A 23707-nucleotide genomic window follows, 5' to 3' on the forward strand; every position below is an offset into this window, starting at 1 on the left:
ATGAGACGTATTATTACAGCAACTGTCAATAATAATTCTGGTGTCTTAAATCGCTTTAGTGGTGTGTTGACACGTAGACAAGTGAATATCGATAGCATCTCTGTAGGTCCGACAGAATTAGACAATGTTTCAAGAATCACGATCGTTGTCCAAGTGGCAGATTTAAATGAAAGTGAACAAGTGACCAAACAATTAAATAAACAAATCGATGTGATCAAGGTCTCCGATATTACGGATGAACCACATTTAGAAAGAGAATTAGCATTGGTTAAAGTCAATGCTCCAGCAGCTGTTCGAGCTGAACTATTCTCAGTGATCGATCCATTTAGAGCGAATGTTATCGATGTCGGTACACGTTCTGTCGTGATCCAAGTCACAGGTACCAGCGAAAAAATCAGTGCGTTCGTTGATGTTGTTGCACCATATGGCATCAAACAACTAGCGCGAACTGGTGTTACAGGTTTTACTAGAGGCAACAACTAAAAACGGGTCTTAAAGCATACGCTTATAAGCATAAAAAATTTGGAGGGTTCAAGAATGGCAAAAGTATATTACGATAACTCAGTAGAAAACAATCAATTAGAAGGAAAAACAATCGCAATTATCGGTTACGGTTCACAAGGACATGCACATGCGCAAAACCTTAGAGATAATGGCAATCAAGTAATCATCGGAATTCGTGAAGGAAAATCAGCAGAAGCTGCTCGTAATGATGGTTTTGATGTATTATCAGTTGAAGAAGCATCTAAAAAAGCAGATGTAGTCATGATTTTAGCTCCTGATGAAATTCAAGGAGATCTTTATGACAATGAAATTGCACCAAATTTAGAAGCAGGCAATGCGTTAGCATTCGGACATGGCTTCAATATTCATTTTGATGTAATCAACCCACCAAAAGATGTGGATGTTTTCTTAGTTGCTCCTAAAGGACCAGGACACCTTGTTCGTCGTACCTTTACAGAAGGATTTGCAGTACCAGCGTTATTTGCGGTTTATCAAGATGCAACAGGCAAAGCAAGTGATGTAGCCTTATCATACGCTAAAGGAATTGGCGCAACTCGTGTTGGTGTATTAGAAACTACATTCAAAGAGGAAACGGAAACGGATTTATTCGGCGAGCAAGCAGTATTATGTGGTGGTCTTACAAGCTTGATCGAGGCAGGTTTTGAAACGTTAACAGAAGCTGGTTACCAACCAGAATTAGCTTACTTTGAAGTATGTCATGAATTGAAATTGATCGTTGACCTTATTTATGAAGGAGGATTTGAGAAAATGCGTAATTCTATCTCAAATACTGCGGAATACGGAGATTACGTTTCAGGACCTCGCGTTGTTACAGCAGAAGCAAAAGCGAATATGAAAGACGTTTTAACAGATATCCAAAACGGCAAATTTGCTAAAGGATTTATCGATGATAATAAAAATGGCTTTAAAGAATTCAATCAAATGCGTAAAGAAAATGCTGGACACCCAATTGAAAAAGTTGGAGCAGAATTGCGTAAAATGATGCCGTTCGTTTCAAGAGAAGACTAAAATAAATACTAAACAAGAGGCTGAGAAACTAGCTGAATGCTTCCATCTCAGTCTCTTTTTTATTACATAATAAAGGTGGGGAGAATTTGTTGAAACTAACAAAAGCAAAAGTTGAAGAAGCATACGATACGTTAAAAGATGTAGTAACGAAAACACCATTACAGTACGATTTGTATCTATCGCAAAAATATCAATGCAACGTTTATTTAAAAAGAGAAGATTTACAAAAAGTTCGTTCATTCAAATTAAGAGGGGCGTATTATGCGATTAAACAAACTCCTCATGATATGCTGAAAAATGGTGTTGTTTGTGCCAGCGCGGGAAACCATGCTCAAGGAGTGGCATTTACCTGTCACGAAATGAAAGTTGCTGCTACGATTTTTATGCCAACGACGACACCTCAACAAAAAATTTCTCAAGTAAAATTTTTTGGAGGAGATGAAGTAACAGTAAAATTGATTGGAGATACTTTTGATGCTTCTGCAAAAGCTGCCAAAGAATATGCTCAAACCAATAACCAAGCATTTATTGATCCTTTTAATGATTTAAATATTATGGCTGGGCAAGGAACAGTGGCAGTTGAAGTATTTCAAGAAGCAAAAGAATCTGAATTCCAAGTGGATTATTTATTGGCAGCAATTGGCGGTGGTGGATTAGTTAGTGGGGTTTCAACCTATACCAAAAGTGTCAGTCCTACAACAGCTGTAATTGGCGTAGAACCACTTGGAGCCCAATCAATGCGGGCCGCATTTGATGAAGGCAAACCAGTAATGTTAGATAGTGTGGAAAAATTTGTAGATGGTGCAGCAGTCAAGCAAGTTGGGAATTTAACTTATCAACACGCGCTTGAGTATGTTGATGAACTGATAGCTGTTGATGAAGGACAAGTGTGTTCAACGATTTTAGAGCTATACACCAAACAAGCAATCGTTGTAGAACCCGCTGGTGCCCTAAGTGTTTCAGCATTAGAGTTGGTCAAAGATGACATTATTGGAAAAAACGTGGTTTGTATTATTAGCGGTGGCAATAATGATATTAATCGTATGGAAGAAATCGAAGAACGTTCATTGATTTTTGAAGGGCTAAAACATTATTTTGTCATCAATTTCCCGCAACGTCCAGGCGCATTAAGAGAGTTTGTAACAGATATTTTAGGTCCCGATGATGATATCACACGTTTTGAGTATACCAAAAAAGTTAATCGCGGCACTGGTCCTGTGGTTTTAGGGATACTGTTGAAAGATAAAGAGGAATTACCAAATTTACTAGAAAAGATGACCACGTTTGATCCTAAGTTTATCGATCTTAGTGATAATCCGTCATTATATGCATTGTTAGTTTAATCTGAATAAATCAATGAGAGAATAAGATAAAGTGTTTTGAAGATTTTGATCATATAAAAAGTCTTATCTTGTTCCCAAAAAAAGTATACCCGAACAAAATTTTATAGTGAAAACACTGTCTGGTCGCTATAAAATGCCCTATAAAAAAACATTAATATATCGTTTAGTTGATTGGATAATCTGCGGAATCAAATTCTTGCATATTGTCCAATCTTTTTTTTTATAAAAATATCTAAAATTTGCTTAAAAAGTTAAAAAAAAAGAGAGAGAGTTCTTGCCATTTGTTCAGAAAGAACGTATATTAAACTTACTACATTAAATCGGTCAGAAAAACAACGACCGTCAAAGAGCATGAGCCCGATAGAAATTTTTTAACACTTCTACAGACCCCCTTTTGGGTCAACTACGACTTATTTTTTCTATCATCTGTCAATTTTAAATCATGTTTCCTTTGTTAAAAATTACTCGAAATATAAAAAAGTATATAAGTAAAGTTGGAATATAAATGAATAATAAAAAAAGGTTAGAAAATCGCCGTTATATTACCGGGTTCGATGGGATTCGAACTATTGCGGTCGTCGGCGTGATTCTCTATCACTTGTTCCCTAATATAATGCGTGGGGGCTATTTAGGCGTCCCTATTTTTTTTGCAGTTTCTGGATACTTAATTACCGATTTGTTAAGACAAGAATGGCTTCAAACTGAAACAATTGATGTTAAAGGATTTTATATTCGGCGGATGAAACGGCTTTACCCTGGCTTAGTAGCTATGCTTGTGGCGGCATCAGCCTACATTGTATTTTTCCAAAGAGATTTATTGAATAACTTACGAAGTGTTGTCGCCAGCAGTGTATTTTACTATAATAATTGGTGGCAGATTTTCAGAGGTTTTTCTTATTTTGATCGTTTTACAACTCAGTCACCATTTACTCATATTTGGTCACTAGCGGTTGAAGCCCAGAATTATTTGATTTGGCCGTTGTTATTTATTGTTCTTAAAAGGTACGTTAAGCATAGTGGTAAAATTTTTGGTTTGATTATGGCATTAGCTGTCGGTTCTGGAATTTTGATGGCGGTTCTATATACTCCTGGATCTGATCCAACGAGAGTATACTATGGAACAGATACAAGACTGTTTTCTATATTGATGGGGAGTGCGTTGGCTTTTGTTTGGCCGAGTTTCCGTTTAAAAGAGGAAATTCCGATAAAAGCTAAAACGCTATTGAACGGTGTCGGTATTGCTTCATTGGTTGTATTGTTGATTTCATTTTTATTCTTAGCAGATCATTTTTCCTTTGTCTATTACGGAGGAATGTTTATTGTTAGTATTTTTGCTACGATTTTAGTTGCAGTCACAGCGCATCCAGGTGCTGATTTAAATCGCTGGCTGACAAATCCAGTATTTACTTGGTTTGGAAGAAGAAGCTATGGTATCTATTTGTATCAATTTCCAGTTATGATTTTTTATGAAGCTAAAATCAAAAATTTAAGTGATCATGTATTCTTACACTCACTGATTGAAATTGTATTGATCCTAGGAATAAGTGAACTTTCCTATCGCTTTATTGAAAAACCATTAGGCAAATTTTATTATCAATATACTTGGTTTGCAATTAAGGATTTCTTCCGTAAACCATGGGTGACAGTGCCTAAGGTTACTGCTTTGATCAGCGTCGTTTTATCATGCTTTGCACTTTTTGCGTTTGCTGTTGCACCTTCTAACGAAGTTACAGCGGATCAACAACAGTTGCAAAAAAACATTGAAGCCAATAAGAAGAAGGCAGATCAGAGAAAAGCAGAGGAAAAAGCTAAAAATGAAGGAAAAACAACAGAATCAGCAAAAGAGTCAACTAGTGCACCAGAGGGGAATTTTGATTTAACTAAGGAAGAAGTCAAGAAAGCACAAGGAATGGAAATTACCGCTTTTGGAGATTCAGTCATTCTTGATGCTGCAGCAGGCTTACAGGAAATTTTCCCTAAGATGATCGTTGATGGCGAAGTTGGCAGACAGTTGTATACCAGCACACCTATTATCGAAAAATTAGACAAAGAAAAATTATTGAAAAATAATGTTTTAGTGGGACTAGGGACGAATGGCTCATTTACAGAGGCTCAATTCGATGAGTTTATGACAGCAATCGGTTCTAAACGTAAAGTTTATTGGATCAATGTTCGCGTGCCTACACGCAGATGGCAAAACGAAGTAAATGCTATGCTAGAGACGATGAAGAAGAAATATAAAAATTTAGTAGTTATTGACTGGTATAATTATAGTAATGCACATGATGAATGGTTTTATGATGATCGCGTTCATCCAAATGTAGATGGTCAAGTGAAATATTCAAGTTTTATAGCGAAGCAGATTGTAAAATAATCACTCAAGAAGATGAGACAAAACAGCTTTTAAGTTTTGTTTCATCTTCTTATTTTATGTTAGTAGGAAGAATTACAGTGTATAATTGAATAAATATGAATAGAAGAGGAATACATATAATGATTTAAGGAGTGAGCAAGTTGAATATAAAAATCCATCACGTGTGCATTCAAACAAATACATATCAGGAAAGTCTTGAATTTTATACAGATGTTCTTGGGTTTGCCCTTGTAAAGGAAACAAAGAATTTTCATGGTCGAGCATACAACAGTTGGCTTAAATCGTCTGACTTTTACTTAGAACTTCAAACTGGCAAAGAAAATAAGCAGGTTGCGCCATTTGACAAAGAGACGACAGGTCCTGTGCATATTTGTTTTTATGTAGAAGACTTGGAAGCCGCAAAAATGAAATTTCAACAATTCGATGTAGTTTTTTTAACAAAAGAAAATCAAAAGATTTATCATGTTGAAAATGGCTCATTGTTCAAAATTGAAGCACCTGAAGGAACGATTATTGAGTTTCGAGATAATCTGGATTACTAAGAGTGAATGAAAAAATAGAAAATCTTTGTACGAAAGCCAACAACTATCTTGTGACTGGGGCAAGACAGTTGGAGTGTTTTTAATGGCATCAAAAAATCCGAATAAACGATGTGAAAAAGTCAGGTTTTTCCACTGTTTATTCGGAGTCAGATTGCTCAAAATTAAAAGGCTCTTGTCATGTGTTTTATTTTATTTAGGATATCACCAATTGATACGCAACTCGTTCACCGTTAGAAACAGGTAATAAAATTTCTCCTTGATAGGTAAAACCAGCTTTTTTTATGAGACGTTGCATTGTTTTATTATCTGGATGCGTATCAATTCGAATATCTAGGTAATCATTTAATCGAGCAGTTGTAATGAGATAATTCATTAAAAGTAAGGCCAGACCCTGCCCTTGATACATAGGATCAAGAGCAACTCGATGAATGACTGCATATTTTTGATTGGTTTGTTGCCATTGTCCATTTCTTATCTGCTCATAAGGCAATTCGGCAGTGGTTGAAAGGATTCCTAGTCCTGCAATTTCTTGATCGATAATTAGAACATAGCATTGCTGTAGGAAAATGTCTTGTTCTAATTGTTTTTCATTTGGCCCTTCACCATGTTGCCATTGAGGGATCTTTTGGTCATGAAGCATTTGCCTTGCGGCAGCAATAATTTCCATGATTTTACCTAAATCTTCTGGGACAGCTTTTCTTAAATATCTAGCCATATTCTCTATCCTTCTTTATTGATCCTTATTTTTTGTATGAGTTTTCTGGTTTTAGCTGATAGATTTTAGAAGGACGTCCGATCCCGACAGGACGTTCGCCAATTTCTTCGAAATGATGAAGCATTGCTTTTTTAAAATTTGAGTGATCAATTGTTTTATAATCAGTGCCGGAAAACTTAGCAAAGACTTTTCGAGCTTCAGTAATAGTAAAATCTTTGCCTAAAACTTGAAGGACTTGGGGATCATGTTCCATTTTATTGGCTACTCGATTGAACGCTTTTAAAATAATTTCGCTATGGTCAAAAGCCAATGTATCCTTTCCAGTTGATGCACCTGAGTTTAAGTCTAAAATTATTTCTACATCATCGTTTGTAAGAGAAAGCATATTTTTTTGACGTTCCATTGTAAACCATCGGACTTCTTTTGCATCATCTCCAGCAATCAACGGCTCTTCGCCGATAAATGCTAAATAACTAATAGTTACTACCCAACCGCGAGGATCTCGATCAGGTCTACTGAAACTGTGAAGTTGCTCTATATTGTCTTTAGAAATAACAACGCCTGTTTCTTCCTTTGTTTCTCGTAGAACACTTTCACCGGTGGATTCATTTCTATTTACAAATCCACCAGGCAAAGCCCAAGAGTTTCTGTAAGGATGTCCTTTTCGTTTAATTAATAGTATTTTCAATTGATCTTCTTCTTTGTTATAACACATCAAAACAATATCCACAGTCAGAGAAGGTTTTTCGTATTCAGGAAGTTCTTGTTGATGGTACCATTTTAGAAAGTCAGCTTCATCGGCTTGCTGTTCGTAGTATTGCTTTTCTTCTTCCTTTGAACTAAAGTGTGTCAAGTTAGTCATCCTCTCTAAATTAGATAAAAGTAATTTTTACTTTATTGTATCATTCTCATCAGGAAAAACAACTAAAGACGTGTTTTTCTTTCAATAAAAGTCGTTGAGTGCTGAGGAAGAAATAGTCATTTGCATCAAATTAAGTACTTTCATGACATATTTGCAAGCGAAGTGTTTATTTTTTGTTTTTTAGTTAACTTATTTTTGTTTTCGGTTGACAAACGAAAATGGAAGTAGTATTTTTAATGATGTAAATAGTGTTTATATTTTGGAGGGAACGAATGAAAACAAAGGATATCACTCAAATAGCTATTATGATCAGTATTATTATTGTTTTAGGCTTTTTTCCGCCAATCCCGATTAGTCTTTTGCCAGTGCCGATCGTTATTCAAAATGCTGGTTTTATGCTTAGCGGATTACTTCTTGGGAAGAAAAATGGAACGATTGCCACACTCCTTTTTTTACTTCTTGTTGGGATAGGATTTCCAATATTAGCTGGTGGAAGAGGAGGAATGACAGTCTTTTTCGGGATTACCGTGGGATATCTTTTAGCTTATCCGTTTGCGACATTTTTTATCGGTTGGATGACTGAAAAGTTTAATCCACATAATCAAAATATTGCCTATGGCTTTGGGATAACACTTCTTTTTGGTGCTCTATTTATTGATTTTTGTGGTGCTATTGGTGTCAGTCTTTTATCAAATGTCTCTTTGTCTAAAAGTTTACTAGGCAGCTTAGCGTTTATTCCTGGAGATGCTATTAAAGCGTTTATGACAGCCTTTGTAGCAAAGAGAATCTCAAAATCTCTTTCTAAAAGGAGAGATTGAGTTGGTGAAAATATTTGGCTCAATAATTGATGAGCAAGGGAGATGCACGCATTATCATTCGCCAGTTGATGTGATTGCGAACAAATGTTACTCTTGTAAAAAATATTATGCTTGTTTTCATTGTCATAATAAATTGGAAAATCATATTTTTTTACCTTGGCCAATTTCAATTGCCCCTGACACAAAAGTTGTTCTTTGTGGTAACTGTGAGCATGAAATGACTGCTACCGAATACATGGCGCAGACGGAATGTTTGAATTGCAAGCATTCGTTTAACCCGAACTGTTCAATCCATGATTCTATCTATTTTAGTTAGATGAACATTATATAGAGTAACTGAACGGAGCATTTTCGCTCCGTTCAGTTTTTTTGTTGTACACGATTGAACCGAAACAACTGGCTGCAAAGGATAAGTAGCTCTTCAAGTTTTGTCCGAAAGGGTTGGACAAAATTGCATTTTCATCTTCTTGAATCCTTATAAGTGAGCGTTTACAATGTAGAAGACAACGAAAGGTTTGTCAAAGGAGTGATCTGCGCAGATCAAAAGATTCAGTATTTTTCTTGTTTTAAGAAAGAGGAGGAGAATGATGGAACAAACGCAAGTAAATATAAAGGTAAAAGTTCAGCAATTTGGTAGTTTTCTTAGTGGAATGATCATGCCGAATATTGGAGCATTTATAGCGTGGGGGATTTTGACAGCCTTATTTATTCCTACGGGGTGGTTTCCTAATGAACAATTAAATGAAATAACGGGCCCGACAATTACTTATTTATTGCCAATTTTGATTGGTTTTACAGGTGGCCGTTTAGTTTATGATATTCGTGGTGGAGTCGTTGGGGCAATGGTCACGATGGGTGTAATAACGGGGGCTGATATTCCAATGTTTCTTGGTGCAATGATAGTTGGTCCTGCTGGTGCATATTGTATTAAAAAATTTGACGAGTTAGTCGATGGAAAAATCAAACCAGGTTTTGAAATGTTGGTCAATAATTTTTCATCGGGTATTTTAGCTTCGGCTTTAGCGATTATTGCCTTTTTAATCGTGGGTCCTGCTGTTGAAGGCTTGAATAATATTTTGGCAACAGGGGTTGGTTTATTAGTAAATAATGGACTTCTTCCCTTAGCAAGTATTTTTGTAGAACCAGCAAAGGTACTATTTTTGAACAATGCCATCAATCATGGCGTAATTAGTCCAATTGCAATTGAACAAGCAGCAGAAACAGGTCGTTCTGTTTTGTTTTTACTAGAATCAAATCCTGGATCTGGACTAGGGATTTTGTTAGCTTATACAGTTTTTGCTCAAGGTAGTGCAAAACAGACAGCACCTGGTGCAATCATCATCCATTTTTTAGGTGGAATCCATGAAATTTATTTTCCTTATATTTTAATGAAACCTATTTTAATTCTTGCAGCAATTGGTGGAGGGATGTCGGGAGTTATGACATTTTCATTATTTAATGCAGGATTGGTAGCTCCAGCTTCACCTGGAAGTATTTTTGCTATTTTAGCAATGACACCTCGAGATGGTTATCTAGGTGTATTTGCGGGAATTATTGCGGCAACGGTAGTATCATTTGCGATTTCGACAGTTGTTTTAAAAGCATCAAAGACAACAGAGACAACAATTGAAGAGGCAACTGAAAAGTCCAGCGCATTAAAAGGACGGAAAATTGGAACAGCAGATGTTGCAACAAGCTTTTCGGCAGCTGAGAAAATGAGTGATACAGTTGAGACGCTTGCTAATACGAAAAAAATTATTTTTGCTTGTGATGCTGGAATGGGGTCTAGTGCTATGGGAGCCTCCGTTTTAAGAAATAAAGTAAAAAAAGCTGGTTTACCGATCGAAGTAGTCAATTCCGCGATATCTCAATTACCAAATGATGCAGATATTGTTGTGACACATAAAGATCTAACTTCACGAGCAAAAGAAAAATTACCTAAAGCTTATCATGTATCTGTTGATAATTTTCTAAGCAGTGTGAAATATGATGAATTAGTTGAAAAATTATCAGCAGTAATGACATCTATCTAAACAGTAATGATCTTATCTAGCCAAGCATGTTCCGCAGTGATCATTTCCTATTTTTCAGACGGAGTCAAGTGGGCCTGTTTTGCTTTTAATCTAAGGAGGAATTCTATGTATCTTTCAGCACGAGCTCGGTTGATCCTGGAACAGTTGTTGATCAATAAGCGCTCCGTTTTAATGAATGAACTAGCAGAAGATTTAAGTGTTAGTGAGCGAAGCATTCGACGTGATCTAAAAGAGGTTGAAGAGGTACTTGATTCCTACAAGCTTAAATTGGTGAAAGAACATGGAATTTTATTATTAAATGGACATGATTCAGATAAACAGCGCTTCCGTTGGCAGTTGATGGACTTATCTTATAATGAATACAGCCCAGAAGAACGACAGCAGAAAATTCTCAAATTGCTATTAAAAGAAGAAAGTCTAAAACTGGTCGGGTTAGCGAATGATTTGAATGTCACGGTTTCAACGATTGGTAACGATCTTACTAAAATAGAAGAACAACTGCCAAAAAACGTTGAAATCGAAAGAAAAAGAGGATTTGGTGTATCTTTAAAAGCCGATGAAGCTCAAAAAAGGCGATTGATGAGTGAGCTTTTTGGGCAGCAATTTCCCGATTACCAACTGCTAAAATTTTTTCAAGACAAATCTCGTGATTTAGTTACTAGTGAGAGGATAGAAGGTCGTTTATTGGATTTGGTCAGTGAACCGTTATTGAAAAAAGTGGAACAGACCATTAAAATCTGGCGCAACAACAATTTGGAGACTATCAGTGATGAAGCGTATGCAAATTTAATTGTACACATTTCTATTTCAGTAGAACGAATGATTGCAGGAAATTATATTCAAGCTTGTACAAGTAGCGATGAAATGACTAGCTATCCAGAATTTATCACTGCACAAGGATTGTTAGCAGATATTTTAGAGATGGAACCAGAGTTTGTACCAGCTGGGGAAGCGGCATACATTACAACACATCTCAGAGGTGTAAAAACAACTGAAAGTACGATTCATTTATTAGAGAATGACGAATTAGAAGTGATGCTGTTAGTAAACAAATTGATTGAGCGAGTTGAATCTGAATTAAAACAAGAACTGCCAAAAGAACTTTTGACGAAAGGATTGATTGCTCATTTGCGGCCAACGTTAAGGCGATTACAACAAGGGATGCGAATATATAATCCACTAATCCATTCGATCAAACAAGACTATGCAGACTTATTCAAAGTTGTCAGGCGGGCATTTGATCAGGTTTACAAAAAAAACTCAGCGCCGGATGAAGAAATTGGGTATTTAGTTTTGCATTTTGGTGCCGTACTTTTACAACTAGAAAGCGAAAATAGTTTTTCAGGACTAGTCGTATGTGCAAGTGGCATTGGGACCTCAAGAATGTTAGTTACCCGATTACGTCAAAGGATTCCACAACTGAAAAAATTAGAAACAGTTTCTTTGTTTGAACTAGGAAGAAAAAAGGCTGAAGGTCATTATAATATCATTATTTCTACGATCGATTTAGGTTCAGTTGATTTTGATTATTTTTTAGTTTCACCTATTCTAACGGAAAGAGAACTTTCTCAAATTAGTGTTTTTTTAAAAAGTTTACACAATGGGTATCACAAGCAAATTGCTGAACAAGAGCAAGCGGTGCAATTGACGTTACTTGAAGCTACTCATTTTTTAGAGCAACGGCAACTATTTACATCAATCGTTTTAACGATTTTAAAAAATTTTAGCTATTCCAATTTGAATAAAAATCTAGGAACAATGGAAGATACGATTCGTGTCATTTGCACGCAACTTTTGGAAAAAGCACCTGCATTAGATGTTGAGGCGCTAGTCAGGACATTTTTATATGATGGAAATTGGAAAGCGTTTGGTATTCCAGGTACAAAAATTGGAATGTTTCATGCTCGAAATGAAACGATCAAAGAACCATTTTTTCAGTTATTTTCATTAGAACAGCCTATCTTTATAGAAACGATGGATCAAACAAAAATAGCAATTGATCGGATTGTTTTGCTACTCGCTCCAGAAAAATTTTCACAAGAAGGATTGGAAGTTATTAGCTATATTAGTACGCTATTCGTCAATGATCAACACATGATTCAGCAGTTGGAACAAGGTATGAATGAAGAAATTACGACATATGTTGTTCAAAAATTACTAACTTTTATAGAAGAGAGGGAAAAGTAATATGCTCACATTAAAAAAGGAAGATATCGTTTTAAATCAACGCTTTTCTACTAAAAAAGCAGCAATTGAAGCAGCAGGGAAACAATTATCACAGCAAGGATATGTGGCTGTGGAGTATATTGAAAAAATGCTTGAACGAGATAATTTAACGACAACATACATTGGTAATATGGTAGCAATTCCTCATGGAACAGATGATTCAAAGCATTTGATCGATCGATCTGGAATCGTTATTTTACAAGTACCAGAAGGTGTGGATTTTGACGGTAATGAAGTAAAATTGATCATTGGTATTGCAGGTGTAGGGGATGAACATTTAGAATTATTATCTAATATTGCCCTAGTATGCTCTGAAATAGCGAATGTGGAGCAATTGCTGAATGCTGAATCAGAAGCGAAAGTCATTGAGCTATTTAAAGGTGAGGTGAGTGTATGAAAAAGCTGGCGGTCCATTTTGGTGCAGGGAATATTGGTCGAGGCTTTATTGGTTGGTTACTCGTTCAATCAGGTTATCAAGTTATTTTTGCTGATGTAGATGAAAAAATCGTAGAGGAAATCAACACTCAAAAGCAGTATGAAGTCATTTTGGCAAACGCTGAACAAGAATCATTTACAGTTAAAAATATCAAAGCTGTTAACAGTACTACTGAAAGTGAAACTTTACTAGCGTATATCAGTGAAGCTGAAATCATTACGACTGCGGTAGGTCCTACGATTTTACCGAGGTTAGCGGAAATCCTTGCAAAAGGGATTGAACGAAGAAAGGATTCAAAGCGCTACTTAAGTGTGATTGCTTGTGAAAATATGATTGGGGCCTCTCAAATTCTTCAAGCTGCTGTATTGCCCTTATTATCTGTCTCAGCCCAAGAATATGCTCGTGAGTTTGTAGCATTTCCTAATTCGGCTGTTGATCGCATTGTTCCAAATCAAGAACATAAAAACCCGCTAACTGTAACAGTAGAACCTTTTTATGAATGGGTGGTAGAAAAACCATCGAATGAAAAGCAGGCACCAGAAATTTTGGGATTGAACTATGTATCTGATCTAACACCTTATATTGAGAGAAAATTATTTACAGTGAATACTGGACATGCTGTCACAGCTTATTTTGGCTATATGAGGAATATAGAGTCGATCGAAGATGCAATCCATAACGAAAAAGTTTTGTTTATTGTACGAAGTGCATTGGAAGAAACGGGAGCTTTGCTAGAGAAAAAATTTCAATTTCCTCATCAAGAACATCAAGCGTATATTGATAAGATCATTGAACGTTTTAAAAATCCACATGTTTCAGATTATGTTACACGAGTTGGACGGTCTCCAATTAGAAAAATAGGTGAGAATGATCGATTTATTCAACCTGCAAGACAATTTGCGGAAGCCTTTAATGAGACGCCCAAAGCATTAGCAATTGCGATTGCAGCCGCAATGAAGTTTAAAGAACCAACAGATGCAGAAGCCTGTGCTTTACAAGAAGCTATTGAAGAACAAGGATTGGATCAAGCGATTGAACAATATACGGGACTTAAGCCTTATACCAAATTATTTGAGAAAATTCGAACTTCCTATCATGAATTAGTTTAAAAAATCTCGGCAATAGAAGTTATTTTGATTGTATTTGTCTTTAAGAATAAAATACTTTGGTAGTTCAAAAACCCACACAAGCATAAAAAGCATTGTGCGGGTTTTTAGTATTATTGAGTTAGTTCCAATAATTTATTTTTTAAATCTTCTTCCATATGACCTAATTCGATTTCTGCAGCACGACGTTTTTCTTTACCTTCTTGCTGGATTCTTAGGGTTTCCTGAATTGTCTCAACTAAATCATTTTGAGTTTTTTGTAATGTATCGATATCAACAATACCGCGCTCATTTTCTTTAGCAGTCTCGATTGCTGAAATTTTAAGCATTTCAGAATTTTTCTTCAATAGATCATTGGTTGTTTCAGATACTTGTCTTTGTGCAGTAACTGCATCTTTTTGTCGTAATAAGGTCAAAGCAATCACAACTTGGTTTTTCCAAAGTGGAATCGCAGTATTGATCGATGCTTGAATCTTCTCAGCTAGCGCTTGGTTTGTATTTTGGATCAAGCGAATTTGTGGTGCTTGTTGAATCGTGATTTGACGTGCTAAACGTAAATCATGGGTTCGTTTATCTAAACGATCTAAAAATTGAGTGTAGTCATTTGCGATTTGAACATCCATTTGATCACCTGATTCTTCCGCTTTTTTCATAGCTTCAGGGATGATCGTAGTTTGCAGTTCTTCCATCTTCAACTCACCAGCTGCGATGTAAATATTCAATGCATCAAAGTAGTCTTTATTTTTATTGTATAATTGATCTAGCATTAAATTATCTTTTAAAAGACCGTTCTTTTCGTGGTCTAATTTGATTGAAATTTTATCGATTTGAGCACCGATTTTTTGATATTTTGCGGTGATTTCAAAAACAGATTGTTTCACTTTGCCAAGCATTTTGGAGAAGAAATTCCCTTCACCAGCTCGAAGCTGATCAGGGTTAGCTTCACTTAAGCGATACATCAAATCAGTCAATGAATCACCGACAGGACCAATGTCTTGAGCTTGTACATGATTTAGCATTGACTGTGAAAACTCACTTAATTTTGTTTGAGCAGCAGAACCGTAAGTGATCACGGCTTGTGAGTCTTGGACATCGATTTTTGAAGCAAGCTCTCTTGCTTGGACTTGTCTGTCTGCTGGCAATTTATCGACTAAACGAGCAGCAACTTGCTGATCCTGTAAAGCAGAAATTTCACTTTGCTGCGTGGTTGTTAATGAATCGATAGGTGTTGAAAACGGGTTATTTAATAGATCATCCAGTGTATCATTTACTGGTGTTACCTCTTTTTGGTCATTTTCCATTATGATTCCTCCTAAATTTAAAAGCGAAACAAATTGGTTGATCCTTTAGAAATTCAGAATTGCACCGTTCTTTGTTTCATTTTCCCAAAAGGTTAACTTATAAGGGTAATCTTTCGGGAAAATATTTACTGATTATTACTACTCTCATTATCTCTTTTTAAACTATTTTTAGCAACGGATATCTCAACATCTAAATCTTCTAAATCATCTGCGACAAACTGTTCGTAGTCTTTTTTGATTAATTTTGAAACTTGATCGATAATTTGAGCACTTTCTTCCAACTTTTCATACGTTTGTTTGTTTTTGATTTCATGATCGTCTATTTCCAGATACTTACTAGTTAAATCAACTAGGTTAGGTAAGTGGGTATAAAGAAAGTGGTTTGCTAAGTGTAATTTCTTTGGATCTTTAACTAATTCTTTAAACAAGGCTTTTGATACTCGTAATGTATCATTACGTAAGTCAATTGCTCTTAATTTAGTAGAAGCGTTCATATTTTCTTGTAATTGAACGATTTGTTTTTTAGTTGTATTCATTGTATCACGGAAAAAGTCGATTTCTTGATCCGACATTCCGATCGTTTCATAGTGTTCTTCTTTAGACTTTGTGAGATTCGGCAATTGATCTTCCTTTTTTGCGCCTTTTTTCTTTGAACCAGTAAAAAGTAGCACTAATAGAATCAAAAGAACCACGACAACTGCTGGTAGATGTACACCAGTAATAAAACGCAGAACTAAACCTGCTAAAAATAAATAAGCAATTACTTGTATAAGCTTTCCTTTTCTCATTTAAATTCCCTCCAATCATTCATTCCATCGAAAGTTACTATCCTTCGCTATATAAGTTATTTTAGCACATTGTGCTCCATAAAGAATATCAGTCCAAAGGTTGATTTTGATATTTAGAGAAAATGTAAGAAATGACAAGAGAAAACAGTGATTTTTACTACTTTAGATGTAGAAAAGGCCAAAGTGTTCACAAAAAAGTCAAAAAGAAATATGAGAAAAATAGAGAAACCTAATGTATAATGGAAGGTAATGATCAGGATAAAAGGAGAAACAGTGTGAAAAAATTTAAAATCATAGCTATATTACTGGTAGTATTAGTGATCACAGGCTGTTCTGGGCGTAAAGTCGAAGAAGAGGTTGACGATGACATTTATATAGAAGAAACAAGTTCTAGTGTAGAGGAATCGACTTCTTATGGTGATGACGAAGTATTTTATGAGCCTAGGGATAAGTCTGAGACGAGCGATTCAGCAGACGAGAATAAAGCTGCAACTGAAGAAACAAAAGAACAAACCGATGATTCAAAAGGTAAGGTTGAAGTTATCAAAACTAAAAATGGTAATTTCAAAGTAGAATTAACGGATGGTTGGCAATCTGTAGAAGCAAAAGAACTGAGCGACAATGCAGATGTTAGTTTAAAAAATGCTTCGAAAGAAGAATACTATATGGTTTTAAGTGAAGGTAAAAAAGATTTTGACAATTTTGCTGCATTTAAAGATTCTGTTGATTTGTCTGATTTGGGCGAAAGGACGGATGAAAAGAAAGAATCTGTCAAATACAATGATCTCAAAGGGGAACGCCGCACATTTACTGCAAGTAAAGATGGTGTTGAAGTTTTCTACATCTATGATTTGATGGAGAGTAAGGATCATTATTTACAGTGCATCAGTTGGACTCTAGCTGAAAAACAAGAGAGCAACAAATCTGATTTGGTTAAAATCATGAACTCTCTGGCTGAATTGCAAAAATAGTCGAATACAAATAAATTCAAAATGAATAGGTTCGATCTTTAAAAGGAGAAGTAAGACTAGTAACCTAGTTTTGCCTCTCTTTGTTTTTATAGTATTCATCGAAGAGACTGTTTCAAATTTTAATTACTGGTATAATTAGGTAGGAAAAAACTTTTATCATACTGCTTAATTAATTGTTAATAAATGAAATAGATTGTATAAAATCCCTACTTACAGCAAAGAAAAGATGCACAAGAAGATCGATAAGTGATAAAATTTCCAAATTAAGGTATTATATCCATAGAAAGATTGGTGAAATGCATGATGAACTTTGAAGAGTTTGAGGAAAAGACGATTTCCAGAAAAGAAATATTTAAAGGTCATATTATTGACGTTGTTCTGGATGAAGTCCGCTTGCCAAATGGCGAGACGAGCACACGTGAATTAGTTTTCCATCCAGGAGCAGTTGCGGTCATTCCGGTCACAGCTGATAATAAATTGATTATGGTCAAGCAATTTAGAAAACCAATGGAAAAAGTTCTCTTGGAAATTCCAGCTGGAAAAATTGATCCAGGTGAACAGGATCACCCAAAAGAAACTGCTGAAAGAGAATTGGAAGAAGAGACAGGCTACCGAGCCAACAAATTCACCTTTGTGACGTCGATGTATGTTTCTCCTGGTTTCGCTGATGAGCTTCTTCATATTTATTATGCTGAAGAGTTAGAAAAAATTCCTAATCCCCGTCCTCAAGATGATGACGAAATTTTAGAATTATATACATTAACATTAGACGAAGCGAAAGCAGAGATTGCGAGTGGATTAATTTGTGATGCAAAAACAATTTTTGCTGTGCAGTACTGGGAATTACAGCAACTAAAAAGGCTGCTGAAGGAGGATAACCGATGAGTAAAGGTCCGCTGGTCACTCGGACAGAATTACGGAAACGCAAAGAAGAAGAGGAAAAAGCCGCACAGAAATTGTTCGAGCAAGAGCAAAAAGAGGCGGATAAAGAATACCGTAAAAAAGAAAAAGAAATCTCGAATTTCTACCGAAAAGAACATAAGAAACAAAAAGAAATCACTCAATCACGTTCAAATGAGCAAACCAAAATCCGCGAACGCAGCAGTACGCTGACCAAAGCAATCATTGTTGTAGCGATTTTGTTGGCTATTGTAATATTTATAGTATTGAATTTATAGAGAAGAGGATGTCACAATGAAAATTGGAATTATCGGTGCAATGGATCAAGAAGTAAAAATCTTAAAAGAAGCCTTATCTGATACTCGATCATGGGAAAGAGCTGGAGCCGTGTTTGTTTCAGGTTCTTTAGGTCGTCATGAAGTGATCGTTGTACGCTCTGGAATCGGAAAAGTGTTATCTGCTGTCACAACTACGTTATTGATTCATCAATATGGTGTCAATATGGTGATCAATACAGGATCAGCAGGTGGTATTGGTCAAGGTCTTGCTGTAGGTGATGTAGTTATTGCGGATAAACTAGCTTATTTTGACGTAGATGTTACTGGATTTGGTTATAAACCAGGACAGTTACCAGGAATGCCTCTGTATTATGAATCAAGCGACTATTTAAAACTTGAAATGAAAAAAGCAGCTGAGAAAACAGGAATGTCGATTCATCACGGCTTGATCGTAACAGGAGATTCTTTTGTTAATGATCAAACAAAAGTGAAAGCAATCATTGCTGAATTTCCAGAAGCTTTGGCTTGTGAAATGGAAGGGGCAGCAATTGCTCAAGCAGCGGCGCAGTTTAATATCCCATTTTTAGTTGTAAGAGCAATCAGTGATACAGCGGATCATGAAGCTTCTCAAACGTTTGATGAATTTATTGAAGAAGCAGGAGAAAAATCTGCGCAAATGGTCATCAATTTTGTGGAGCATCTGGTTTAATTTGCTCTACTTTTAAAATGGAGGTTCTAAAATGAAAGCATTGATTTCAATTGATTACACAAATGATTTTGTTGCAACAAAGGGAGCTTTGACTACGGGAAGTGCAGGGCAAGCAATTGAAGAATCTTTAGTAGAAGTAACAAAAAAGTTTATTGATAATAATGACTTTGTGGTTTATGCAATTGACCGTCACGATTTAAATGATCCATATCATCCTGAAAATAATTTATTTCCACCTCATAATATTGCAGGGACAAATGGTCGAAAACTGTATGGCAAACTTGCTGAATTTTATGAAGATAATCGAACGCAAGCTACTTGTTATTGGATCGATAAGCGTCATTACTCAGCTTTTAGTGGAACAGACTTAGATATTCGTCTGCGTGAAAGAGGGATTACGGAAGTTCATTTGGTAGGTGTCTGTACAGATATTTGTGTGTTGCATACAGCCGTGGATGCTTATAATTTAGGCTATAAAATCGTGATTCATAAAAATGCAGTTGCTAGTTTTGATCCTGTTGGACATGAATGGGCATTAAACCATTTTAAACAAACTTTAGGCGCAGAAGTAATCGAATAAATCTATTAAGAGAGACAAAACTATTTTGTAGTTTGTCTCTCTTTTTTTATTCTGTAACAAAAAGTATTAAAAAGGGTCACTATTTTTGTAATAAATAGAGGATCAAGATTATAATAAAAAGGAACATACTAACTATCAATCAGAATGGAAGTGATCGAATGCAGGTGCTAAAAAAAGAGGTTTCCGAGTTCGAACTGTTTTATGATTTGATTTTTGCTTATGCGATCAGCCGCATTGCATCAATTTTATTTGTTGGTGCAGATCAACAGTTATCCTTCAAGAGTCTTGGTGAATTTTTTATGTTGACACTCGTCTTTTGGACAATTTGGACTTATCAAACCGTTTTTGCTAATCGTTTTTCTATTAAGAATAAGACAAGTGCGCTGTTTTTATTTTTTGATATGTTCTGGGTGATTGTTTTAGCTCAAGCAATCAATGTTGATTTTGAGAAAACACATTTTACTTTTGCAGGAGCCACCTCTATTTTATTTTTCAGTATTGCTTTACAGTACTATTTAAAGATGAGAAGTACGGAAGAGGACATTGTTAAGAAGTTATGTAATCAATTGATTATCGTTTTATGTGTAAGTGGATTGATCGGCTTTATGACGATTTTACCTTGGGGGACTTATCCTATTCGTTTTGGAGTGTATGTCGTTTCTATATTTATTACAGCATTTTTCCCAATCATTATTAAAAAAGCACTAGAGGATTTTCCTACAAATTTTGGGCATTTGACGGAGCGCTATAGTTTGTTTACGCTATTATTATTCGGTGAAGCAATAATTGCCGTAGCCAGTACAATTATCTTTAATAAAATAAGTATTGGCAGTATTTTGTTCTTTTTATTAGTTGTCGTGATGTTCTTATTTTACAATGCGGTGTACAAATCAGGAATCGATCGACAAAAGGATACCGCTGGGTTGGTTTTGATTCATTCTCATTACTTTATCTTTGTGGGACTGGGTCTATCGATCGTTTTGTATGAAAACTATGTAGAAAATGATATTCAACCGCTGTTCTTTATTTTATGTTTAGCCGCTAGTTTACTCTGTTTTTTAGGAGGAACAATTGCTAATATGATTATTTATACTAAAAAAGAACATAATTACCTTCCTTTTATTAGTAAGAGTATACTTTATTTCGCAGCATGGATCGTGATCAGTTTGCTTATTCAAGATTTTATGGTACCATTCTTACTTGTAAATGTAGTGTTTTTATTATTTTTACTTTATAAGGTGAAACAAGAACTTTAATCATAAATAAACCTCAGCCATTCATTAGGTTGAGGTTTTTTGATTTAAGAAACGGTTAATAGAGTCTGTTTATTAGAATTTTGATTATCCTAAATGAATAAGATTTTTTCATCGTCGTTTCTCCATACGTAAATATCCATTTTCGTCTTCAGTTGGTTCATTATTTTTTGCTTGATAGCCTAGACGTAAATAAAACTGTTCCGCAGTTTTAGAAGCGGGAATCTCAATTCGATTGGCTCTGATATAAAATGTGTCCTGCTCTAAATAGTTCATGATAGCTGTACCAATTCCATATCCGTGAAATTCAGGTAAGACAAATAAACTTAAAATAATACTCTCTGTTTGACTGCCCCAAAAAGGGCAAATAGTTCCTGTACCAATTACATGACCAGCTTTTTCAGCTACATAGGTATGAGCGTAAGAGGCTTGTTCAATAATTTTTTCAGGAGTGTATTCGGCAGCTAACTGTTCCATTTGCTCGATTGAATAATCTTTGCTGTTTATTTCTAAAAAAATTCTTTTTAATAAAATGGCGATTTGTGTGGCATCAGCAACGCAAAATGGTCGAATCGTTAGGTTCATTTACCTACTCCCTTCTTTTAAATAAGCGATTTTACGTTTTCTTGTTAATTTCTTAAAGGCATACTCTGCTTTGGTAGCATCACTGCGATTGCTGAATTTTTCAACATGGATCATTTTCACAGGTAAGCGTGAGGGAAGTCGGGTATACTTTGCTCCAGTACCGCTGTTATGTTCTTTTAAGCGACGTTCAGGGTCGGTTGTATAGCCGCCGTAAAATGTATCGTCTTTACAAAGAAGTACATAAAAATAGTGTTCAGTTGCCATACAACATCGCCTTCATTTCTGGTAAGTAATTGTTTTGTTCATCATAGGTAAACAGTGGAGGTAGAACTCGAAATCCGTCTTTTTTCCCTTGCTTGATCCCTTCAATCAATAATGTGTTCGCTTCTTTTCCAATTTTAGGGTAAACAAATCGAACGCGTTTAGGTGCGATATTTGCAGCTTCCATTGCATGAAGAATATCTAAAAATCGATCAGGTCGGTGAACCATTGCTAAACGTCCATTTGTTTTTAATAGTTTTGCAGAAACTTCAACGACTTCAGTCAAAGTTGTATGTATTTCATGACGAGCAATCGCTAGATGGGGATTAGGATTTTTTTGACTTGTTGGAAGTTCTTTGAAATAAGGCGGATTACATAACACCAAGTCAACAGAATCAGGTTTTACCACCGTTGTTGCTAGTTTTAAATCGATTTCGATCATGTTCATCTGTTTTTCCAATTGATTTAATTGAATACTTCTTTTTCCCATATCAGCTAAGCGCTTTTGCAGTTCGATTTGTGTGATTTTAGCTTTTGTTTTACGGCTAGCAAATAGACCGACAGCGCCATTTCCAGCACAGAGATCAACGATTGTACCGGTTTTAGGAAATGTAGGGAAATTTGCCAATAAGACAGCATCTATTGAAAAAGAAAAAACCTCTTTGCTTTGGATAATCTGAATATCATCCGCAAATAATTGATCGATTCGTTCGCCTGGTAATAACATGTATACTCATTCCTTTAGTTTAAATTCGTTTTACTAAATAATATTTTGTTGTGCCGCTAAAAGGTGTATCTGTCAAGTGTCCAAAAACTTGGTAACCATATTTTTCATAGAATGTTTTTGCTTGATAATCTTGGGTATTAATGGTTATAAGTGCAGATCCTGATTCAATGGCAAATGCTTCTGCTTTTTTAAGGAGTTGACTACCATAGCCTTTACCACGATAAGATTTGTTGATGGCTAATAAAGAAATATGAGTGGCATTCATCCATTTATTCGCTGTGATACCGCCGACATAAAGTCCGTTATCATATAAAGCCAAAGAAAAAGAGGTATTCTGTTCGGCAGGGATATTTTTTTCTTCTTCTTGATTTTTAGAAAGTAATGTAATCAAGTGGGCTTCATTTTGTTCCAGATTCAGTGATTTATATTCGATCATCGACATGGACCTCCAGTTTTCTTGAATTATACAGCAAAGCTCTTTGATGGAACAGATGATATCCTTATATTATACTACAATTAAGATTAGAAGAAACCTGTGAAAAAGACTTGTCAAAAGCATCAGTTTTCGGCATACTTATAGCTAGTGAAAAGAAAGGAAGAAAAACATGTTTTTTACATTTATGCGTGGCGTTGTTCGGGTTGTTTTATTTCTTATAAACGGCAATGCACACTATGAAAAGAAAGATCGTATTCCTCAAAATGAAAATTATATTTTAGTTGCCCCTCATAGAACGTGGTGGGAACCGTTGTATTTAGCTGTGGGCGGATCACCGAAAAAGTTTAGTTTTATGGCGAAAAAAGAATTATTTAAAAATCCATTTCTAAGTTTTATTTTAAAGCATGCGAATGCTTTTCCTGTCGATCGGGAAAAACCAGGACCTAGTGCGATCAAAACCCCTGTAAAATCTTTAAAAAGTACGGATTTAAGCTTAGTAATGTTTCCAAGCGGAACTCGTCATTCCTCCGAGTTGAAAGGCGGCGTGGCATTGATTGCAAAAATGGCGAAAGTCAAAATCGTTCCTGCTGTTTATCAAGGCCCATTGACTTTGAAAGACTTATTCAAACGTCGTCGAGTAACAGTTCGCTTTGGTGAACCAATCGACGTTAGTGATATTGCTAAGATGGATAAAGAAGGGATTGCAGAAGTTGAACGCAGAATGCAAGCGACTTTTGATAGCCTAGATCAAGAGATCGATCCCAATTTTAAATATGAAGTGAAAGAAAAGTAATGGTACATGTATTTACATCTATTAGAACCTGGATATAACTAGAAGAGTTATATTTCAGGTTTTTTTGTTTCAAAAAAATTCTATATGCTTATACCATATATTTCTCCGTAAATTTGGTATAATAGTAAGAAGGACTT

The 23707-nt window shown here is 35.5% G+C and carries 26 protein-coding genes; 18 read left to right on the forward strand and 8 right to left on the reverse strand.

What is annotated here, in order from left to right; all coding sequences use genetic code 11:
* The 5 genes from ilvN (at position 1) to A5821_RS17310 (ending at position 5792) form a co-directional block, all read left to right on the forward strand.
* Positions 1–483, forward strand: a complete 483-nt coding sequence (gene ilvN, locus A5821_RS17290) for an acetolactate synthase small subunit (protein WP_086312185.1) — start codon at positions 1–3, stop codon at positions 481–483.
* 54 nt (positions 484–537) lie between these two features.
* Positions 538–1533 carry a ketol-acid reductoisomerase gene (gene ilvC / locus A5821_RS17295; protein WP_086312186.1) on the forward strand — a complete coding sequence of 332 codons (996 nt, stop codon included), beginning with the start codon at positions 538–540 and terminating at the stop codon, positions 1531–1533.
* A gap of 89 nt (positions 1534–1622) precedes the next feature.
* Complete coding sequence (ilvA, locus tag A5821_RS17300; protein WP_170922915.1) at positions 1623–2876, forward strand: threonine ammonia-lyase IlvA; 1254 nt, start codon at positions 1623–1625, stop codon at positions 2874–2876.
* A 505-nt stretch (positions 2877–3381) separates the two neighbouring features.
* The gene (locus A5821_RS17305) at positions 3382–5250 is read left to right on the forward strand and encodes an acyltransferase family protein (protein WP_086312188.1); all 1869 of its coding nucleotides are present in this window, start codon (positions 3382–3384) and stop codon (positions 5248–5250) included.
* A 140-nt stretch (positions 5251–5390) separates the two neighbouring features.
* Positions 5391–5792, forward strand: coding sequence for a VOC family protein (locus A5821_RS17310; RefSeq protein WP_086312189.1), 402 nt, complete (start codon positions 5391–5393; stop codon positions 5790–5792).
* Positions 5793–5985: 193 nt separating this feature from the next.
* Here the strand turns inward: A5821_RS17310 and A5821_RS17315 are convergent, their stop codons facing one another.
* Complete coding sequence (locus A5821_RS17315; protein ID WP_086312190.1) at positions 5986–6507, reverse strand: GNAT family N-acetyltransferase; 522 nt, start codon at positions 6505–6507, stop codon at positions 5986–5988.
* Positions 6508–6532: 25 nt separating this feature from the next.
* Positions 6533–7360 (reverse strand): NUDIX domain-containing protein, encoded by an 828-nt coding sequence (locus tag A5821_RS17320; RefSeq protein WP_086312191.1) that lies wholly within the window; start codon positions 7358–7360, stop codon positions 6533–6535.
* Between the two features lie 281 nt (positions 7361–7641).
* Between A5821_RS17320 and A5821_RS17325 the strand changes: the two genes are divergently transcribed.
* The 6 genes from A5821_RS17325 (at position 7642) to A5821_RS17350 (ending at position 13991) form a co-directional block, all read left to right on the forward strand.
* Positions 7642–8187, forward strand: coding sequence for a biotin transporter BioY (locus tag A5821_RS17325; RefSeq protein WP_086312192.1), 546 nt, complete (start codon positions 7642–7644; stop codon positions 8185–8187).
* 70 nt (positions 8188–8257) lie between these two features.
* Complete coding sequence (locus A5821_RS17330; RefSeq protein ID WP_249921850.1) at positions 8258–8503, forward strand: hypothetical protein; 246 nt, start codon at positions 8258–8260, stop codon at positions 8501–8503.
* A 271-nt stretch (positions 8504–8774) separates the two neighbouring features.
* Positions 8775–10220, forward strand: coding sequence for a PTS mannitol transporter subunit IICB (locus A5821_RS17335; protein WP_086312194.1), 1446 nt, complete (start codon positions 8775–8777; stop codon positions 10218–10220).
* Positions 10221–10325: 105 nt separating this feature from the next.
* The gene (locus tag A5821_RS17340) at positions 10326–12407 is read left to right on the forward strand and encodes a BglG family transcription antiterminator (protein WP_086312195.1); all 2082 of its coding nucleotides are present in this window, start codon (positions 10326–10328) and stop codon (positions 12405–12407) included.
* Position 12408: 1 nt separating this feature from the next.
* Complete coding sequence (locus A5821_RS17345; protein ID WP_086312196.1) at positions 12409–12843, forward strand: PTS sugar transporter subunit IIA; 435 nt, start codon at positions 12409–12411, stop codon at positions 12841–12843.
* On the forward strand, positions 12840–13991 hold the full coding sequence (locus A5821_RS17350; protein WP_086312197.1) for a mannitol-1-phosphate 5-dehydrogenase: 1152 nt from the start codon (positions 12840–12842) through the stop codon (positions 13989–13991). The genes A5821_RS17345 and A5821_RS17350 overlap by 4 nt, the downstream gene beginning before the upstream one ends.
* A 110-nt stretch (positions 13992–14101) precedes the next feature.
* On the opposite strand, the gene A5821_RS17355 is transcribed toward A5821_RS17350, so the two are convergent.
* Both A5821_RS17355 and A5821_RS17360 read right to left on the reverse strand, forming a co-directional pair.
* Complete coding sequence (locus A5821_RS17355; protein ID WP_086312198.1) at positions 14102–15289, reverse strand: toxic anion resistance protein; 1188 nt, start codon at positions 15287–15289, stop codon at positions 14102–14104.
* A gap of 125 nt (positions 15290–15414) precedes the next feature.
* On the reverse strand, positions 15415–16077 hold the full coding sequence (locus tag A5821_RS17360) for a 5-bromo-4-chloroindolyl phosphate hydrolysis family protein (RefSeq protein ID WP_086312199.1): 663 nt from the start codon (positions 16075–16077) through the stop codon (positions 15415–15417).
* Positions 16078–16352: 275 nt separating this feature from the next.
* Between A5821_RS17360 and A5821_RS17365 the strand changes: the two genes are divergently transcribed.
* The 6 genes from A5821_RS17365 to A5821_RS17390 all read left to right on the forward strand — a co-directional run bounded on the left by A5821_RS17365 (position 16353) and on the right by A5821_RS17390 (position 20771).
* The gene (locus tag A5821_RS17365) at positions 16353–17048 is read left to right on the forward strand and encodes a hypothetical protein (protein ID WP_086312200.1); all 696 of its coding nucleotides are present in this window, start codon (positions 16353–16355) and stop codon (positions 17046–17048) included.
* 300 nt (positions 17049–17348) lie between these two features.
* Positions 17349–17933 carry an NUDIX domain-containing protein gene (locus A5821_RS17370; RefSeq protein WP_086312201.1) on the forward strand — a complete coding sequence of 195 codons (585 nt, stop codon included), beginning with the start codon at positions 17349–17351 and terminating at the stop codon, positions 17931–17933.
* A complete protein-coding gene (macP, locus tag A5821_RS17375) occupies positions 17930–18226 on the forward strand; it encodes a cell wall synthase accessory phosphoprotein MacP (protein WP_086312202.1) in 297 nt (98 codons plus the stop codon). The genes A5821_RS17370 and macP overlap by 4 nt, the downstream gene beginning before the upstream one ends.
* A 16-nt stretch (positions 18227–18242) precedes the next feature.
* The gene (locus A5821_RS17380) at positions 18243–18935 is read left to right on the forward strand and encodes a 5'-methylthioadenosine/adenosylhomocysteine nucleosidase (protein ID WP_086312203.1); all 693 of its coding nucleotides are present in this window, start codon (positions 18243–18245) and stop codon (positions 18933–18935) included.
* Positions 18936–18966: 31 nt separating this feature from the next.
* Positions 18967–19515: a cysteine hydrolase family protein gene (locus A5821_RS17385; protein WP_086312204.1), complete on the forward strand. Its 549-nt coding sequence runs from the start codon at positions 18967–18969 to the stop codon at positions 19513–19515.
* Positions 19516–19673: 158 nt separating this feature from the next.
* Positions 19674–20771 carry a low temperature requirement protein A gene (locus A5821_RS17390; RefSeq protein WP_086312205.1) on the forward strand — a complete coding sequence of 366 codons (1098 nt, stop codon included), beginning with the start codon at positions 19674–19676 and terminating at the stop codon, positions 20769–20771.
* 108 nt (positions 20772–20879) lie between these two features.
* On the opposite strand, the gene A5821_RS17395 is transcribed toward A5821_RS17390, so the two are convergent.
* The 4 genes from A5821_RS17395 to A5821_RS17410 are packed head-to-tail and all read right to left on the reverse strand — an operon-like array spanning position 20880 to position 22777.
* Positions 20880–21353 (reverse strand): GNAT family N-acetyltransferase, encoded by a 474-nt coding sequence (locus A5821_RS17395; RefSeq protein ID WP_086312206.1) that lies wholly within the window; start codon positions 21351–21353, stop codon positions 20880–20882.
* A complete protein-coding gene (locus tag A5821_RS17400; protein ID WP_086312207.1) occupies positions 21354–21617 on the reverse strand; it encodes a GIY-YIG nuclease family protein in 264 nt (87 codons plus the stop codon).
* Entirely contained in the window at positions 21607–22341 is a 735-nt protein-coding gene (locus A5821_RS17405) for a tRNA1(Val) (adenine(37)-N6)-methyltransferase (RefSeq protein WP_086312208.1), read from the reverse strand. Before A5821_RS17405 ends, A5821_RS17400 begins: the two co-directional genes overlap by 11 nt.
* A 19-nt stretch (positions 22342–22360) precedes the next feature.
* Positions 22361–22777, reverse strand: a complete 417-nt coding sequence (locus tag A5821_RS17410; protein WP_086312209.1) for a GNAT family N-acetyltransferase — start codon at positions 22775–22777, stop codon at positions 22361–22363.
* A gap of 169 nt (positions 22778–22946) precedes the next feature.
* Between A5821_RS17410 and A5821_RS17415 the strand changes: the two genes are divergently transcribed.
* Positions 22947–23570 carry a lysophospholipid acyltransferase family protein gene (locus A5821_RS17415; protein ID WP_086312210.1) on the forward strand — a complete coding sequence of 208 codons (624 nt, stop codon included), beginning with the start codon at positions 22947–22949 and terminating at the stop codon, positions 23568–23570.
* Positions 23571–23707: the final 137 nt, after the last annotated feature.

It is taken from the genome of Enterococcus sp. 7F3_DIV0205, assembly GCF_002141365.2.
GTDB classification, from domain to species: Bacteria; Bacillota; Bacilli; order Lactobacillales; family Enterococcaceae; genus Enterococcus_L; species Enterococcus_L palustris.

Coding starts and splice junctions, on each gene's coding strand:
- A5821_RS17385 (WP_086312204.1), top strand. CDS start 18,967: ATGAAAGCATTGATTTCAATTGATTACACAAATGATTTTGTTGCAACA.
- A5821_RS17370 (WP_086312201.1), top strand. CDS start 17,349: ATGATGAACTTTGAAGAGTTTGAGGAAAAGACGATTTCCAGAAAAGAA.
- A5821_RS17360 (WP_086312199.1), bottom strand. CDS start 16,077: ATGAGAAAAGGAAAGCTTATACAAGTAATTGCTTATTTATTTTTAGCA.
- A5821_RS17335 (WP_086312194.1), top strand. CDS start 8,775: ATGGAACAAACGCAAGTAAATATAAAGGTAAAAGTTCAGCAATTTGGT.
- A5821_RS17395 (WP_086312206.1), bottom strand. CDS start 21,353: ATGAACCTAACGATTCGACCATTTTGCGTTGCTGATGCCACACAAATC.
- ilvN (WP_086312185.1), top strand. CDS start 1: ATGAGACGTATTATTACAGCAACTGTCAATAATAATTCTGGTGTCTTA.
- ilvC (WP_086312186.1), top strand. CDS start 538: ATGGCAAAAGTATATTACGATAACTCAGTAGAAAACAATCAATTAGAA.
- A5821_RS17355 (WP_086312198.1), bottom strand. CDS start 15,289: ATGGAAAATGACCAAAAAGAGGTAACACCAGTAAATGATACACTGGAT.
- A5821_RS17410 (WP_086312209.1), bottom strand. CDS start 22,777: ATGATCGAATATAAATCACTGAATCTGGAACAAAATGAAGCCCACTTG.
- A5821_RS17415 (WP_086312210.1), top strand. CDS start 22,947: ATGTTTTTTACATTTATGCGTGGCGTTGTTCGGGTTGTTTTATTTCTT.
- A5821_RS17305 (WP_086312188.1), top strand. CDS start 3,382: ATGAATAATAAAAAAAGGTTAGAAAATCGCCGTTATATTACCGGGTTC.
- A5821_RS17390 (WP_086312205.1), top strand. CDS start 19,674: ATGCAGGTGCTAAAAAAAGAGGTTTCCGAGTTCGAACTGTTTTATGAT.
- A5821_RS17345 (WP_086312196.1), top strand. CDS start 12,409: ATGCTCACATTAAAAAAGGAAGATATCGTTTTAAATCAACGCTTTTCT.
- A5821_RS17405 (WP_086312208.1), bottom strand. CDS start 22,341: ATGTTATTACCAGGCGAACGAATCGATCAATTATTTGCGGATGATATT.
- macP (WP_086312202.1), top strand. CDS start 17,930: ATGAGTAAAGGTCCGCTGGTCACTCGGACAGAATTACGGAAACGCAAA.
- A5821_RS17380 (WP_086312203.1), top strand. CDS start 18,243: ATGAAAATTGGAATTATCGGTGCAATGGATCAAGAAGTAAAAATCTTA.
- A5821_RS17350 (WP_086312197.1), top strand. CDS start 12,840: ATGAAAAAGCTGGCGGTCCATTTTGGTGCAGGGAATATTGGTCGAGGC.
- A5821_RS17325 (WP_086312192.1), top strand. CDS start 7,642: ATGAAAACAAAGGATATCACTCAAATAGCTATTATGATCAGTATTATT.
- A5821_RS17340 (WP_086312195.1), top strand. CDS start 10,326: ATGTATCTTTCAGCACGAGCTCGGTTGATCCTGGAACAGTTGTTGATC.
- A5821_RS17315 (WP_086312190.1), bottom strand. CDS start 6,507: ATGGCTAGATATTTAAGAAAAGCTGTCCCAGAAGATTTAGGTAAAATC.
- A5821_RS17400 (WP_086312207.1), bottom strand. CDS start 21,617: ATGGCAACTGAACACTATTTTTATGTACTTCTTTGTAAAGACGATACA.